The sequence below is a fragment of the Neobacillus sp. Soil_C_43 genome (genome assembly GCF_057656715.1).
This window is the reverse complement of record NZ_JBDGJV010000031.1, coordinates 1-14,041: the sequence shown is the minus strand read 5'-3', so window position 1 is coordinate 14,041 and position 14,041 is coordinate 1. Positions and strand designations below refer to the sequence as shown.

Here is a 14,041-nt window from a genome sequence, read left to right as displayed (position 1 = left end):
AGATTAGTATGGGTAGACTAGGTGCTAACTGTTTATGGTTCTAAAATGAGTTTTCCTTGTGTTTTCCGTGATTGTAAAAGGGTATGGACTTGTGCTGCTTCCTCTAATGGGAAAACCCCGCCTATTGTAAGTTTTAGTTTCCCTTCACCTAGATAGGTAAGAAGCTCTACTAAACTAGGTAGCAATAATTCTTGTTTTCTCATAATTTGTGGCAGAAAGAATCCGATCACTGATTGATTTCCTGCCATTAGTGAGGATGGATAGAAACGACTTTGTTCCCCGCTTGCGGCACCAAAGATGACAAGTCGACCAAATGTGGCCAGACACCTGACGGTTTTATTGAAAACTTCCCCGCCGACCATTTCTAGGGCAACATTTACCCCCTTACCTTCTGTTGCCTCGATGACCTGTTTTTCCCAGTCAGGCTCAGTATAGTTGATTAGTACATCTGCTCCCATTTCACGAGCTAACGCTAATTTTTCATCGGAGCTTGCGGTAGCAATTATTTTTCCTGCACCGAATAATTTAGCAAGCTGTACAGCGATGGTACCTACGCCGCCCGCAGCCGCATGAACGAGGACACTTTCCCCCTTTTCTAAACGACCCATTGTTTTTAAAATATGATAAGCACTTAAACCTTGGAGTGGTAGGGCAACTGCTGTATGAAAATCTAATTGTTCAGGGATTGGAATTAGAGCACGTTCATCGGCTAGAGCAAATTCAGCATATCCTCCCGATTCAATTAACGTAACAATTCTGGTCCCTGGCTTTACTTTTGTTACATTTTCTCCCACTTCAGCGACAATACCCGCAATCTCAGCACCGGGTATGAACGGAAGAGGTGTTTTTACCACATATTGTCCTTCTCTTCGCGCTGTATCAGCATAGTTCACACCAATAGCCTTGATTTCTATCAGTACTTCGTGACCTTTAGGAACAGGTCTTTCAATATCCACTAGATTTAATACTTCCGGCCCACCATATTCCTTTAATTGTACTGCTTTCATACCATTCATCTCCTACTTCCCTTTAAAAGCTGGTTTTCTCTTTTCTTTAAATGCTGCAATGCCTTCTTGGTGGTCCTCTGTCTGTACCATCAGTGTCTGGATCAGACGCTCCTGTTCAAGAATGTCCGCTAGTGAGGATGTGAATGCTTGATCAATTAACTTCTTTTGCTTTCCATATGCTTTTCCAGGACCATGTGCTAATTTCAGAGCAAATTTCGTTGTTTCCTCCTGAAGCTTTTCAACTGGAACAAGGTAATTAATGACCCCCAGCTGATATAATCTTTCTGCTGGAATTGGTTCAGCTGTAAACAAGAATTGCTTTGCTAAATGTGGTCCAATCAACCTTGGTAGTAAATACGAACCGCCCCCATCGGAAACCAGCCCTACCTGTGAAAAGCTTAAGGCAAATTTACTTTCTTCAGCCGCCACAATTAAGTCACAAGCGAGGGCTAAGTTGACACCGGCACCAGCCGCAAACCCATGTACTGCCGCAATAATTGGTTTTTCCGTATCTTTCATTAGTAAGATGAGTTCATTAAGCCTGCCGATATGATCGTATACTTGAACACCTTTAGCCTGCCCCATGGTTTTAACATCGCCACCAGCACTAAATGAACGGCCAGCTCCTGATAAAACAATGACCTGCACGTCCTCATCCTGTTGAGCACTATAAAGCGCATCCTTTAATCCTATTATCATTTCGGGACTAAAAGCGTTTAAGCTTTCTGGTCGATTTAAGGTTAGAGAAAGTACCGGTCCTAATTTTTCAACAATTAAATGTTCTTGAGTCATATACATCTTCCTTTCATTTCAAATAATATAGTTAAATGGTTTCTTATCACGTTTATTTAATGAGCCAACCACCGTCAACTAAAAGATCCGCTCCTGTCATATAGGATGCTTCAGGTGATGCCGCAAAAGCAATGACACTGGCAATTTCTTCAGGATTACCCACACGCTGTAAAGCTGTGTTTCTTTGTATTGCTCTTACGAATCGATCATTTTTTAAACCTTTTTCTGTTAGAGGAGTTTCAACAAATCCGGGTGACACAGAATTGACTCGAATGCCAAAAGGTGCTAATTCTAAAGCAAGTGATCGTGTGAAATTAATGACCCCGGCTTTAGCTGCACTATAATGAGGTATTTCTACACCTGCCTGATGCCCTGACAACGAGGCGACGTTGACAATTGCTCGGCTTCGTTGTTCTTCATGCTGTGCCCCTTCTATCATGATTTTTCCTAGCGCCTTTGAAACTAAAAACACACTTTTTAAATTAGCATCCTGTACATAGTCCCAGTCCTGTTCTGTTATCTCCAAAATTCTTGAATGTCGAGAACCGCCTGCATTATTTACAAGAACATGTAGGTCTCCATATTGCACTTGAACATATTCGGCTAATTCCGCTACATCCTCTGTATCTGTACAATCAGCCGTGAATATTTCAGCGAGCGGGATCTTACTAGTGCGATTGATTTCCTCCGCTGTTTTTTCGAGTTTCACCCTTGTCCTTCCAACTAAGATGACCTTGGCACCTTCGTTTGCAAGGCGAATAGCAGAAGCCCTGCCAATTCCGCTTCCAGCCCCTGTCACTACTGCAATCGATTGCGAAAACCTCATCTTCCCCACCCCCCTCATGAAAATTATTTACTTCGGAACTAGAGCTATCTTCAAACAAAGATGGTATCAATTACTACTCTTCCATTCTTTAAAACGGGAACAATTGAAGCGCTTCCTTTTGATGCTGCCAACGTCAAATCTGTTTGTTGATTATATTTTTCAAGTAATTTACCAACATAGGAATCTTGCAGTATTTCATATGAATCATCCTGGCCTCGATAAAAATACAATGCTGCTTTAGCTGCATCTGTTAGGTCATACTTCCCATTTTTCAACAAGCAATCTATGAAATGTCCAGCACCATAAAAATCTTCAAGACTTATTTCTCCTGAATTTCCGGAACAGATAACAAGAATGGTTTGATTATCGTTACATTTTTGAAGGGCATTGGCAACAGCAGGATTATTCATTATTGAAGCGATATATATTTTATCTGCAGATAGTGATTTTCTTAAAGCAACAGTTCCATTCGTAGTAGATAAAATTAATGTCCTACCGGCGATGGCTTCTCCAATTAAGGTTGGACTCGGATAAACAAACCCTTCAATGGGGTTAGCATCCAACTCACCTGCAAGAACATATTCACCTTGTTTATATCTTTTTGCGAGTTCTAAGGCTTCATTGCTGTTTAAAACGGGAATGACTTCCTTAGCACCCTCCTTTAATGCAGATACGATTGTTGTTGTTGCCAAAAGCACATCTAAAACAACGGCAATTTTATTTCCTTCTGCCAATTTCTCTTCATTAATTTCTTCTTTCTTCATGAGAAGGTGAACTTTTGTCATGCACTTTCAGCTCCCCTTTAAACCTTTTGATCAGCCACATGTGCTGCGTGCAGGATGAGATTTTTTACAAAGTGGTTAAAGTTAGCAAAACGCATATCATTTGTCTGACCTTTTTTAAAGCGATAATAGATTTGTTGTCCAATCACAGCCAGCTTAAAGTAAGCAAAGGTCAAATAGAAATTAAAGTTGGAAATATCGCGTCCACTTTTTTGGGCATAAAGCTCAATAAATTGATTTCTGGTGAAAAATCCATCATAAACAGCCGTGACTGGCTCCCTTCCAAGTCCTTTAATTAACAGGTCGGAATCATCACTTTGATTCCAATAGCTCATAGCAACGCCAAGGTCCGCCAGTGGGTCTCCAACTGTGGTCATCTCCCAATCAAATAAACCTACCATTTCTGTAAATTGCTCATTATACATGGCATTATTGAACTTATAATCATAATGAATAATTGTAGATTCATGTTCTCTAGGAATATGGTCAACTAGCCATTTTTTCAAGGTATCAACAACAGCAATCTCATCCGTTTTAGCCCTTTCATATCTGCTAATCCAACCGTGTACCTGTCTTTCCATGAAGCCTTCAGGCTTGCTAATTAATGATAGGCCTGTTTGTTTGTAGTCGATGGCATGTAGTTCTACCAATTTCTCAACCATTACTTTAGAAAGGTGGTGACAACGTTCTTTTGTCACTTGAATTCCATCTGGGAAGGAAGTGTCAATCACGATCCCATTTTTTCTTTCCATGAGGAAAAATGAACTACCCACAATTTCAAGGTTATCTGAAAAAAGAAGGGGCTTAGGTGCCACAGAAAAAATTGGATTTAACTCAGAAAGTATTTTATATTCCCGTTCCATATCATGAGCCTTCGGTGCAACTGGTCCAAGTGGAGGACGTCTTAAAACCGCTTCCCACTCACCCATTTTTAGTTGATAGGTTAAATTTGAATGACCAGCAGAGAATTGTAAAATCTCAAGTGGCCCGGCTGGCAATGTTTCAAACGTTTCACGTAAGAACTTTTCTAATACAACTAAATTCAACTCTTCTCCTTTTCGAACAGGAATTGTATCCTTATTCATTTGGCGTGGCATATGCATCCTCCTTTCAATTCTAAAAATTCAGTTTATTTAAAATAAACTGTCATTTATAAGAATGAACAAAAAAAGCTTTGAAGTTCTTCTTTTAACAAGTTAGGCAGCAGTTCACTTTTTTGTTTTTCAAAGTCAAAGTAAACCATGATTGCATTTCCCTTAGCTAAAAGTTTGTTTGTTTTAGAACAAATAATATCATGTTCTAATTGAAAACTCTTGTTTCCAATTTTAGACACATACGTTTTAATCAATAGACTTTGATCAAAATAGCCTTGCTTGATAAAATCGCATTTGGTTGAGGCAAGAATAAAATTCCAATTCCCACTATCCATCTTATAACCTAATGCTTCAATAAAGCGGATCCGTGCTTCCTCCAAATAAATGAAGTAACTTGTATTATTAATATGACCCAACGCATCTGTTTCCCCAAATCTTACAATTACCCGTATTTCATGCATCATGATGATATCCACCTCACTAAACAATGTAGATATAAATAGGTTTAATACTAACCGGTTGGTATTTATATTTCTGAAAAAGAGGGGGTATGTTTATTTAAAGTACCCTCTCTCAATTTTTCTTCAATTTTCTTGAATTCCCTTTAAAATCATTTCGACAAAAATCTCTGCGACTTCACGATCAGAGACCATGCCATTTGGATTAAACCATTGATAGCTCCAATTGGTAATACCTAGAATCCCCATAGTAACAATGCGTGCATTTAGATCTTGTCGAAACTCCTTTTTGGAAATACCATCGTTAATAAGTGCTTCAATATTTAAACGAAATTGATCCCGTTTAGGAACAATCAACGCCAGACGCTCAGAGCTTAGATTTTTCATTTCTCTAAAAAAGATCTTTGCTGCTGCTCCCTGCCGTTGAATATTCGTTATAAGCATATTCACAATCTCAAATAATTTTTGCTTACAATTTTTTGATGTATCATTTAATATTTGTTCCTGGTGGACAAGCAGCTCATTAATATACCCTAGATGGATGTCCATGAGCAGTTCCTCTTTACTTGAAAAGTAATAGTAAAAAGTCCCCTTTGTTACACCTAGAGAATCCACGATATCCTGAATCGAGGTTTCACTAAAACCCTTCTTTTCAAATAACTGGATGCTATGTCCTGTGATTTTTCCCTTCACCGTTCTGTCCCCGCAATCTGTAAAAAATGTCTAATAGAAATTATACCATACTATCGAACGCTCCTTTAATGAATGAATAAATATTTGTCCATTGTGCTTTTCACTTTCTCAATATAACGTCACCTATTATTGTTTGACCTCGTCTCTCAAGGCCCGGCGAAGGATTTTTCCCACACCCGTTTTCGGCAATTGCTCACGAAATTCAACCAAACGAGGCACCTTATATGCCGCAAGGTTCTGCCTACAGTATTGAATTATGTCTTCTTCAGTAGCATTTTCACCAGCCTTCAAAACAATCACAGCCTTCACATCTTCTCCCCTGTATGGGTCGGGAACTCCAATGCAAACTGCTTCTTGAACAACAGGATGTTCATATAATACCTCTTCGATGTCGCGAGGATAAATATTGAAGCCGCTAGCAATAATCATATCTTTTTTTCGATCGACGATGTATAAATAACCATCTTCATCTATTTTGGCAATATCGCCTGTATAAAGCCAACCATCCCGTAATGTATTAGCAGTTTCTTCAGGCATATTCCAATAGCCCTTCATAATTTGTGGGCCTTTAATGATGACTTCCCCAAGTTCACCTACAGATACCTCTTTCGTACCAGTTGCTAAATCGACAATTTTATATTCAGTAGAAGGCATTCCAATACCTACACTACCAGGTTTTCTCTCTGCAAATGGGGGATTACAATGTGTGGTTGGTGAAGCCTCAGACAGACCATACCCTTCTAAAATCTTTGAACCTGTTTTTCTTTCGAAACTACGGAGAAGCTCAACTGGCATTGGTGCACTACCACTGTTACAGGTTCGAATACTATTAATTCCATATTCCTCTGCCTTAGGGTGATTTGTAATCGCCACATACATGGTTGGAACTCCAGGGAACATTGTAGGTTGTTCATTTTTTATCGTATTAAGGACTTCTTCTAAATCAAAACGAGGAAGCATGATTGATTCCCCTGCTGTGTATATAGAAAGATTCATGCAAGAACTCATTCCAAATACATGGAAGAGTGGAATCACGGTTAAACATTTTTCCTTTCCAACTTCCAATTCATGTTTAAAAAATTCATAACACTGGATCACATTTGCTAACACGTTCTGGTGAGTCAACATAGCACCCTTAGACCGACCTGTAGTGCCCCCTGTATATTGAAGCACTGCTACATCATGTTCCGGTTCAAATTCAATTGGGACCACATTCCCGTTACCTTCTGTTAGGAAGTTTTCAAAGCTTCTATCCGGGGCAAAATCATGTCCTGTGGACTGTAAGCTAACAACAATAATATTCTTCAAATTTGTTTGAGATTGAACACTTTTCACCCTTGGATATAATGCATCAAGAACCACAATAGTTTCAGTCCCTGAATCATTTAGGATATACTCAAGCTCCCGCTCAACTGACATAGGGTTCACCTGAGTTACAATGCCCCCAGCATTAAGAATTCCATAATAGGAAATGACATATTGCGGGCAGTTCGGAAGCATGATCGCCACCCGGTCCCCTTTTTGAACCTCATTTTGTTGAAGTGCTGAGGTAAAAGCATTCGCTAAGGATTGCAATTGACCGTAGGTGAACTTTTTTCCATAAAAAGACAGGGCAAAATTGTTAGGGAATTTTGAGGCTGTATCATGAAGAATTTGTCCCATTGGTTTATTCGGAATGGTAACACTTTTTTCTATTGTTTCAGGATAATGTGCAAACCAGGCTTTGTTCTCGCTCATCCGTTCCCCTCCATGTGGTAATCATATATAATTAATACGTAAGTCCTCCACCGTCAACTGAAAGAGTGGTTCCTGTAATAAATGAGGCCTCATCTGACGCTAAGAATAAAACCGCATTTGCTACTTCATCTGGTGTGCCAATTCTTCCAAGTGCATTGGCACGAGAAATGATTGGCCACTTACGCTCGTTCTGTTTCCAGTTTTCAATTATTTTTGTGTCGATCACACCTGGAGCAATCGCATTCACCCTAATATTGTATTTTCCATACTCAAGTGCAGCGTTTTTTGTCAGTACAACTACTCCTGCTTTAGAGGCATTGTAAGCAGACATATACTTTTGACCCTTCAGTCCAAGTAAACTAGAGGTATTAATAATTGAACCACCGCCTGATTTGGATATCTCAGGGACAGCATATTTTATCCCAAGAAATACCCCTTTCAAGTTAATATCTACTACTCGGTCCCATTCCTCTTCTGCCAAATCCACACTCCGTACTTCGGAATTACCAATACCCGCATTGTTGAACATAATATGTAAGCCACCAAATGTATTGGATGTAATCTGAATTAACTGCTTGATTTGTTCTGAATCGGCTACATCCGTTTTAACAAAAATAGCCTCTCCTCCTGCCTCTTTTATGAGGCTGACGGTCTCTTCACCCATGATAGAATTAATATCTGCTACCGCAACCGTCGCTCCTTCTTTGGCAAAACGGACGGCGGCTGCACGTCCGATGCCGCTTCCGCCGCCTGTTACAATTGCAATCTTTTTATTTAATCTCATAGGTACCAGCCCTTCTCTATCTAGTTCACAAATTAGCTATCGTTTTTATTGATATTTACGTAGTTCGAGTTTTGCCAGCTGAGCACGATGAACTTCATCTGGACCGTCAGCCAATCTCAATGTCCTTGCATTTGCCCATTGAGCTGCTAATGTAAAATCATTAGAAACCCCAGCAGCACCTAATGCTTGAATTGCACGGTCAAGCACACGCAATGCCATAGATGGCGCAACGACCTTAATCATGGCAATTTCTGTTTTTGCTTCTTTATTACCTACAGTATCCATCATGTAAGCAGCTTTTAAAGTTAGCAACCTAGCTTGTTCAATCTCAATCCTTGAATCAGCAATCCACTCCCCAATCACTCCTTGCCGGGAAAGTGGCTTTCCAAAAGCGCTTCGACTTTGAACACGCTTACACAATTCCTCAAGTGCTCGCTCAGCAGCACCGATTAATCTCATACAGTGATGAATTCTTCCAGGTCCCAGTCTACCCTGAGCAATAGCAAATCCCTTTCCTTCTCCCCAAAGAATATTGTCTGCAGGAACTCTTACATTTTCATAAGTAATCTCACCATGTCCATGTGGAGCATGATCGTACCCAAACACTGGCAGCATCCGTTCAATCTTTACCCCAGGGGTATCAAGAGGAACTAGAATCATAGATTGTTGTTCATGACGGTTAGCATGCAGATCTGTTTTCCCCATAACAATCGCTATTTTACAGCGAGGATCACCGGCTCCAGATGACCACCATTTTCGTCCATTAATGACGTATTCATCACCGTCGCGTTCAATTCGTGCTTCAATGTTGGTCGCATCAGAGGAGGCCACAGCTGGTTCTGTCATCGAGAAACATGACCTAATTTCCCCTGCCAGCAGTGGTTTCAGCCATTCTTCCTTATGCTGTTCCTTTCCATAACGAACAATGACTTCCATATTACCTGTATCAGGTGCACTACAATTAAATACTTCTGGTCCAATTAACGAACGCCCCATTATTTCGCAAAGAGGAGCATATTCCAAATTGGTTAGGCCTGCACCATATTCACTTTCAGGTAAAAATAAATTCCATAAACCCTCTGCTTTTGCTTTTTGCTTTAACTCCTCCATGATTGGCGGGACAGCACTCCAACGGCTTTCCTGTTCATTTAATTGCTGCTCGTACACAGATTCATTTGGGTAAACAAAAGCCCCCATGAATGCAGTTAACTTTTCTTGCAGATCTTTAACCTTTTGAGAATATGAAAAATCCAATCTCTCCACTCCCTTCTCCATACTAACCAGTTAGTATGTTATAAGTTTAATTATACTCCCAAAACTTAAATATTCAAATTCTTTTCTAAATATTCTAATAAATTTAATATACGTTTACAATCCATTTAATATTCTTGTTGTAAAAAAAAGGCCGAGAAGATCTCGAACCTTTTTCCATTAGTATCTCTTGAAAGATTTTTTCTGCTTATTCATCACTTCATACGATTTTTCGATAATATCTGTTAACACATCACCCTTATAAATTCTACCAAGCTTCAGTCCTTGTTGATAATATTCGACAATTTCGTCAAGTTTTGCTGAGGTATCTTTGGTGATTCTTACATTCAATTGAATTCTTTCGTTATCAATCATGATAGCATCTCCTATAAAACTGTTATCTCCTTGCTAGCATTCATCTACATATTACAACACTGCTACTATACTATATTTCTACAAATTTTTCATTACTTTCATAAAAATATAAAAAGTACTGGTTCACCCAGTACTTCCTACTTCAAAGTAAGTTTCTAGTTGTTTCATCCACTAATAATTACCGAATTCGCTTTCAGGTGTTTGAATTATGACAGGCAGTTTACTAGGATCTACCCATTTAAGAATGGACAGGACATTATTTTGTACCGTTCCTGTACATCCCAGTGTATAACTACTTGCCACATGGAAAAAGATTGCAGAACCAGCCCCAGGAATTCTCTCCACCGTATTATAATTAATAACAAATCCATAATTATAGGCTGGAATATTCATTTTTTCCGCACTTGTCCATCGACTATTATTTTCTGATTGTTTTTGCCAAGTATTATATAGCGAAGATGCCGGGTCATCGACCCATACATCATCACTTGTAATTTGCCGATATGGCAGTTTTATTCCAGGGTTTTGATAACGTCCGAATGCGGTTCCTATCGAAAATTTCCCTCTTGGAGACTTTTTTGCCCCTTCTTTCATTATGGTAGCAAAGCCTTCTTTTCCAATAAATCCTGCTATATTTTGTTTTTCATACCACTTGCTATCCACTTTTTCAAAGGTTCGTATTTTTGCAACATTAGTGGAATAACCTGATGTCGTAACGAGGATTAACTGATTATTATCATCAATGGTAGTAAACTGATCCGCAATTGTACTAGGAATCCAGCATCCATTACGATTAAAGTAATACCATCTTTCTAAATAAATCCAGCCAACTTGCATCGCTCCAGATTGATTTAAATAATACCAACGGTCATTTTGTAATATCCAACCTTTTTGCATTTCACCGTTTTTACTAAGGAAGTACCATTTTCCATTATCAAGTAACCAACCTTGCTGCATTGCACCATTATCCGCAAGGTAATACCACTTCCCTGCTAAATAGATCCAGCCTGTTTGCATTTTTCCTGAAAGGTCAAGATAATACCATTTACCCCCGTTAAAAAGCCAACCTCTTTTCATTGACCCACTGCTTTCAAGGTAATACCATTTTTCGTCATCTTTTAACCATCCACGCTGCATTACCCCATTATTATTCATAAAATACCATTTGCCATTATCATATAGCCAACCTTTGTGAAGTGTTCCATCACTGTGGTTAAAATAATACCAATTGTCTCCAAGAGCTACCCAGCCCTTCACAACTAGGTTGTCTTTGTAATAATACTGTTTTCCATTCTCTTCATACCAACCATTGTTCGTAACTTCTTCATTTGCAAATGTTGGTAATGGATGCAGTACTATTACTGTTAAAGTAAGTAAAAGAAAAATCCTTAATCTCAAGTCTTTTTTAACCTCCTTTGACATTTTACAACAGTAAATACTATTCTATAGGAATATCGGTTTCTATTAAACCTACCAAATTACCATTTTATCAAGAGCAAAAAAAATCGCCCATCAAATGTTGGGCAAGCTCTAATATATTTAACTATATGGTTATTGATTGTTTTGCTTGAGTGTTTATATAGTGATTTTGAAGCCATGTTTCTAGCTGATTCTTTAATTCAGGATGGATTGGAAGGTCTCCTTGTGCCACAATGTCTTTTTTCATCGTAAAAATAGTTGAATTATATGTGACAAGTTTACAAGAGTGTGCCATATTTTCAATTACCTTAAATTGTACATCTCCTTTAACGTAAAGAGGTAAATCGTTCAGGACTGCTGGATTCGCCTGAACGTCGCGTGCCCCAGTTATGGCAAGAACTGGACATGTTACTTTTGATAAATCCTCTCTAACATTATAATTAAAATGTTCTCGCATCCATTTCGCATTTGTTTTAACAAAGTTTACTTTCATCACATCATCCGTTGACTGAAGTACCTTATTAATGGCTTTTTGCGCCTGTGTTTCCACTTTATTATGTGTACCAAATAGACGTAATAAAAATCCTTGAAATCCCTTTGCATGTTTGATGTCATCAACTGCAAGATCCCTCTGCCGTTTTAATGCTTCGCTTATTCTTTCAACAGCACCTGAAAGTAGAATCAACCCGCCAAGACTTTCCCGTGCCGCAACAGCAGCTCCAATAGTACAGCCTTCGCTATGCCCAAGGACAATAACACTTTCCGAGTCTACTTCAGGAAGACTTTTCAAAAAATGAACAGCGGCCTGTGCATCATCCACCAAATCCCATAATCCAGTTGTTAAAAAGTCTCCTTCACTTTCCGCAACACCTCGTTTATCATATCGAAGAGTAATATATCCAATAGATGTTAAAAATTCAGCCAATTGACGATATAGTTTAAGATCCAATTTTTTGTTTACTTTTCCATTACGGTCTAATTTTCCAGAACCCACTATAATTAAAATCGCTGGGCTTTTTTCAATCCTCATTTCTGGCATACTTAATGTTCCTTTAAGTGCTACGTGGCCTTGAATGGTGACATCTTTTTCTTTAAATTTCATTAAAAAATCCCCCTATTGCTCTTTAATTTGCTCAGGAATAATTACTGATGCAAGCGTTCTTCTTTTTCTACCTTTTTCCGGTTTATTTTGAGTAACCTTGGAATAGACTGAAACAAGTTCTTTTATAAAATCAGCAAACTCCTCATCAGTTAAATAAACTGACGTTTGCCGAAAAGATACACCATCAATAGCTAAATCAATTTTTTCTTGTTGCAAATACCTCTCGTATTCCCCCATTAAATTCGCCATGAATTTTATAAATAAACCCATATGTTCATCCTTTGAGAGTTTATTTAATTCCTCAATTCCTAAAGTCATCTTGTTTGGGTCATTGATTGAAAACACCTTTTCAACCGTACCTCGGTTTGGTATTTCATCAATGATATGAATAACCTCTGCATCAACAAGCTTTTTAATATGACGATACAAGGATGCTTGAGGAATATCAGGAAGTAGATCTTTTATTTGCTGTACTGTTATTTGTTGGTTTATTAAGGATTGGATTATTCTCATCCGTACCGGATGTAGGATCACATCAACCGTTGATTCTTTTATCATGAATTTCTTCTCCTGTTTTTTATTATCATTATCAATAATGATAATAATACATATTCTTTTATTTGTAAATGCAAAATGGATAATTAATGCAAGTTTTCCTTTTTTACCTATATTGATTTCTTTCTTACTTTTTACATGGATTGGCAATCTTCTACTTATATTATAATGAGGAGGGTTACGATATGATGTTGTCTTGGATATTTAGTGTTTTGATGGTGGCCCAATCAGTAGTTTCCCCGGACCACTTAGAAATTACAAAGGACGGCTACAATATAACAACTTTAAACCGGATGGATTTTTCTAATCCCAATATTGATTTACCAATAATAGATAATGGAAAATATAATCAGTTTTTAGATCAACTCGATAAACAATTTACTACTCAGCCTAAAAATGCATACATAAATCAACAAGGAACCATAATTGCAGAACAGGTAGGTTCTCGTATTAACCGCCAAGCCTTTACAGAACAATTTTATTCTTACTTTTTTTCACGTCGTCACGGTACATTAGAAATTCCTATGCTCCCGGTCTATGCAAAAGTGGATAGTGAATTACTTGGAGAGATTCGAAGCTTACGTATTGGACGGTATGTAACAACCTTTAATCCTAGTAACATAACGAGAACCACTAATATTCAGTTAGCCGTCAAAGCGATTAATAATACTGTTGTTTTTCCTGGGGAAACCTTTTCTTTTAACAGAGTCGTTGGTAAAAGAACTGTTGCAAAAGGCTATTTACGAGCACCTGTTATTATCAGAGGAGAATATTCGGAAGATATCGGGGGAGGGATCTGCCAAGTATCCTCCACTTTATTTAATGCTGTTGATAACGCTGGTTTAAAAATTGTTCAGCGTTTTTCTCATAGCAAAAAAGTTCCCTATATCCCGCCTGGGCGAGATGCCACTGTTAGTTGGTATGGTCCCGACTTTGAATTTAAGAACATGTATAACCAACCTATTTTAATTCAGGCAAGGACAATAGGGCATCTGTTGATAATTAAACTATATTCATCGGAAAATATACAATATATCCCACGCAAAGTACCAGGTCCCCCTTATTAAGCAAATGAAAAAGTCCGCATAGTGATCTGACCCAATAAAGTTAGACAAAATATTTCTATGCAACTTTTAAGACTTGAGTTCGGTACTCCACCGGACTCA

General features: G+C 38.3%; 15 protein-coding genes. 1 reads left to right on the top strand and 14 read right to left on the bottom strand.

Features of this window, described 5'->3' with window-relative positions:
* Positions 1-32 precede the first annotated feature (32 nt).
* From AC3A54_RS24875 to AC3A54_RS24810, 14 genes are all read right to left on the bottom strand, one after another.
* Positions 33-1,007: a quinone oxidoreductase family protein gene (locus tag AC3A54_RS24875; protein WP_487656592.1), complete on the bottom strand. Its 975-nt coding sequence runs from the start codon at positions 1,005-1,007 to the stop codon at positions 33-35.
* A 12-nt stretch (positions 1,008-1,019) separates the two neighbouring features.
* Complete coding sequence (locus AC3A54_RS24870; RefSeq protein WP_308083695.1) at positions 1,020-1,799, bottom strand: enoyl-CoA hydratase/isomerase family protein; 780 nt, start codon at positions 1,797-1,799, stop codon at positions 1,020-1,022.
* Between the two features lie 52 nt (positions 1,800-1,851).
* Positions 1,852-2,625 carry an SDR family NAD(P)-dependent oxidoreductase gene (locus AC3A54_RS24865; RefSeq protein WP_335549048.1) on the bottom strand — a complete coding sequence of 258 codons (774 nt, stop codon included), beginning with the start codon at positions 2,623-2,625 and terminating at the stop codon, positions 1,852-1,854.
* Positions 2,626-2,675: 50 nt separating this feature from the next.
* Entirely contained in the window at positions 2,676-3,410 is a 735-nt protein-coding gene (locus AC3A54_RS24860) for a 2-phosphosulfolactate phosphatase (RefSeq protein WP_487656591.1), read from the bottom strand.
* A gap of 17 nt (positions 3,411-3,427) precedes the next feature.
* Positions 3,428-4,504: a phosphotransferase family protein gene (locus AC3A54_RS24855; protein WP_487656590.1), complete on the bottom strand. Its 1,077-nt coding sequence runs from the start codon at positions 4,502-4,504 to the stop codon at positions 3,428-3,430.
* Between the two features lie 53 nt (positions 4,505-4,557).
* On the bottom strand, positions 4,558-4,962 hold the full coding sequence (locus AC3A54_RS24850; RefSeq protein WP_487656606.1) for an acyl-CoA thioesterase: 405 nt from the start codon (positions 4,960-4,962) through the stop codon (positions 4,558-4,560).
* Between the two features lie 123 nt (positions 4,963-5,085).
* Complete coding sequence (locus AC3A54_RS24845; protein WP_335549044.1) at positions 5,086-5,652, bottom strand: TetR/AcrR family transcriptional regulator; 567 nt, start codon at positions 5,650-5,652, stop codon at positions 5,086-5,088.
* Between the two features lie 126 nt (positions 5,653-5,778).
* Entirely contained in the window at positions 5,779-7,389 is a 1,611-nt protein-coding gene (locus AC3A54_RS24840; protein WP_487656589.1) for a long-chain-fatty-acid--CoA ligase, read from the bottom strand.
* A gap of 31 nt (positions 7,390-7,420) precedes the next feature.
* A complete protein-coding gene (locus AC3A54_RS24835) occupies positions 7,421-8,173 on the bottom strand; it encodes an SDR family NAD(P)-dependent oxidoreductase (RefSeq protein ID WP_487656588.1) in 753 nt (250 codons plus the stop codon).
* Between the two features lie 45 nt (positions 8,174-8,218).
* Positions 8,219-9,427 (bottom strand): acyl-CoA dehydrogenase family protein, encoded by a 1,209-nt coding sequence (locus tag AC3A54_RS24830; protein ID WP_487656587.1) that lies wholly within the window; start codon positions 9,425-9,427, stop codon positions 8,219-8,221.
* A gap of 177 nt (positions 9,428-9,604) precedes the next feature.
* A complete protein-coding gene (locus AC3A54_RS24825; RefSeq protein ID WP_335531636.1) occupies positions 9,605-9,799 on the bottom strand; it encodes a hypothetical protein in 195 nt (64 codons plus the stop codon).
* A gap of 171 nt (positions 9,800-9,970) precedes the next feature.
* Positions 9,971-11,197: a L,D-transpeptidase family protein gene (locus AC3A54_RS24820; RefSeq protein ID WP_487656586.1), complete on the bottom strand. Its 1,227-nt coding sequence runs from the start codon at positions 11,195-11,197 to the stop codon at positions 9,971-9,973.
* A 145-nt stretch (positions 11,198-11,342) separates the two neighbouring features.
* Positions 11,343-12,320, bottom strand: a complete 978-nt coding sequence (locus AC3A54_RS24815) for an alpha/beta hydrolase (RefSeq protein ID WP_487656585.1) — start codon at positions 12,318-12,320, stop codon at positions 11,343-11,345.
* Positions 12,321-12,332: 12 nt separating this feature from the next.
* Positions 12,333-12,878, bottom strand: a complete 546-nt coding sequence (locus AC3A54_RS24810; RefSeq protein WP_487656584.1) for a helix-turn-helix domain-containing protein — start codon at positions 12,876-12,878, stop codon at positions 12,333-12,335.
* A 182-nt stretch (positions 12,879-13,060) separates the two neighbouring features.
* Here AC3A54_RS24810 and AC3A54_RS24805 point away from each other — a divergent pair, with 182 nt between their 5' ends.
* Positions 13,061-13,942, top strand: a complete 882-nt coding sequence (locus tag AC3A54_RS24805) for a VanW family protein (protein ID WP_487656583.1) — start codon at positions 13,061-13,063, stop codon at positions 13,940-13,942.
* Positions 13,943-14,041: the final 99 nt, after the last annotated feature.

What these genes read in the sequence shown, in the direction of transcription:
- AC3A54_RS24860 (WP_487656591.1), bottom strand. Translation starts at nt 3,410, where the DNA reads ATGACAAAAGTTCACCTTCTCATGAAGAAAGAAGAAATTAATGAAGAG.
- AC3A54_RS24855 (WP_487656590.1), bottom strand. Translation starts at nt 4,504, where the DNA reads ATGCCACGCCAAATGAATAAGGATACAATTCCTGTTCGAAAAGGAGAA.
- AC3A54_RS24835 (WP_487656588.1), bottom strand. Translation starts at nt 8,173, where the DNA reads ATGAGATTAAATAAAAAGATTGCAATTGTAACAGGCGGCGGAAGCGGC.
- AC3A54_RS24810 (WP_487656584.1), bottom strand. Translation starts at nt 12,878, where the DNA reads ATGATAAAAGAATCAACGGTTGATGTGATCCTACATCCGGTACGGATG.
- AC3A54_RS24850 (WP_487656606.1), bottom strand. Translation starts at nt 4,962, where the DNA reads ATGCATGAAATACGGGTAATTGTAAGATTTGGGGAAACAGATGCGTTG.
- AC3A54_RS24875 (WP_487656592.1), bottom strand. Translation starts at nt 1,007, where the DNA reads ATGAAAGCAGTACAATTAAAGGAATATGGTGGGCCGGAAGTATTAAAT.
- AC3A54_RS24865 (WP_335549048.1), bottom strand. Translation starts at nt 2,625, where the DNA reads ATGAGGTTTTCGCAATCGATTGCAGTAGTGACAGGGGCTGGAAGCGGA.
- AC3A54_RS24870 (WP_308083695.1), bottom strand. Translation starts at nt 1,799, where the DNA reads ATGACTCAAGAACATTTAATTGTTGAAAAATTAGGACCGGTACTTTCT.
- AC3A54_RS24840 (WP_487656589.1), bottom strand. Translation starts at nt 7,389, where the DNA reads ATGAGCGAGAACAAAGCCTGGTTTGCACATTATCCTGAAACAATAGAA.
- AC3A54_RS24825 (WP_335531636.1), bottom strand. Translation starts at nt 9,799, where the DNA reads ATGATTGATAACGAAAGAATTCAATTGAATGTAAGAATCACCAAAGAT.
- AC3A54_RS24805 (WP_487656583.1), top strand. Translation starts at nt 13,061, where the DNA reads ATGATGTTGTCTTGGATATTTAGTGTTTTGATGGTGGCCCAATCAGTA.
- AC3A54_RS24815 (WP_487656585.1), bottom strand. Translation starts at nt 12,320, where the DNA reads ATGAAATTTAAAGAAAAAGATGTCACCATTCAAGGCCACGTAGCACTT.